Origin of the sequence: Sphaerochaeta sp. S2 (genome assembly GCF_016406725.1) — a bacterium.
GTDB lineage: Bacteria > Spirochaetota > Spirochaetia > Sphaerochaetales > Sphaerochaetaceae > Sphaerochaeta.
Genome location: NZ_JAEKNT010000047.1, coordinates 1 through 1,109, shown reverse-complemented (window position 1 = coordinate 1,109; position 1,109 = coordinate 1). Strand labels below are relative to the sequence as shown.

Sequence of the window (1,109 nt, the reverse complement as noted above, 5' to 3'; positions counted from 1 at the left end):
GAGAAGTACATAAGCATCATATACTCAATATTCTTATGATTGTACCTGTCTTATTCCTGATATTCTCACTTATTGTTAATGATAAGAGTTTGCTGACTGGTTTGGTAAAGATTGCTAAATCACCTACAATTTTAGTGACAGATTTTATGGAACTAGGTGGTATCGGTGCAGCCTTTCTGAATGCAGGAATCATTGGTATTATCAATATTATTCTTATTAAAAAATTTAAAATGAGAATCAATGGTTTACTGATAGCAGCATTTATGACCATGCTAGGCTTTTCGTTCTTTGGTAAGAATCTTATCAATATTTTACCGCTTTACATTGGAGGTTATCTCTACGCTAAGAACCAAAAAATCCATATGAGAGATGTTATTGTTGTTATTATGTTCTCAACGGGTTTATCACCAATTATCAGTGAATTGATGTTTGCTGAAATCATCGCTTCGCCATATAACCTTTTCGTAGGATTTGGAGTCGGAGTATTAATAGGATTTGTTATCGCACCCTTATCAGCTCATATGCTAAAGTTTCATGACGGTTATAATCTCTATAATATCGGATTTACTGCCGGTATAATCGGTACAGTGTTTACAAGTATTATAAGAACTTTACATGCAGACATAGAACCTGTGAGTATTTTGTACTTAGAGCAAGATCATCATATAAAGATACTGTTGTCAGTTATCTTCATAAGCTTTATAGGCATTGGACTTTATATCAACAAAAGTAGTATTAAATCATACCCGAAGATATTCAAGTATACTGGACGTACAGTAACAGATTTCACTTACTTGATGGGATATGGTGTTACATTCTTTAACATTGGTATCATGGGCATGGCTTCTGTGGTGCTAGTTTCTGCCTTAGGTGGTGTATTGAATGGCCCAGTATTAGCGGCTATTTTTACTGTGGCAGGTTTTTCAGCCTTCGGTAAGCATCCTAAAAATACCATTCCGGTTATGTTTGGTGTTATGTTAGGTGCTGTTCTATTAGGTTTAGATTTATCCTCAACGGGTATTATAATATCAATATTATTCTCAACAACCATTGCACCAATAGCTGGGGCATATGGTCCAGTAATAGGTGTTCTTGCAGGATTGTTACAC

The 1,109-nt window shown here is 35.1% G+C and carries 1 protein-coding gene; it reads left to right on the top strand.

Annotated elements, in window-relative coordinates; all coding sequences use genetic code 11:
- Window positions 1-35 precede the first annotated feature (35 nt).
- Window positions 36-1,109, top strand: a 1,074-nt coding sequence (locus JF818_RS01150) for a DUF1576 domain-containing protein (protein ID WP_198890162.1), incomplete at its 3' end; no start/stop codon positions are given.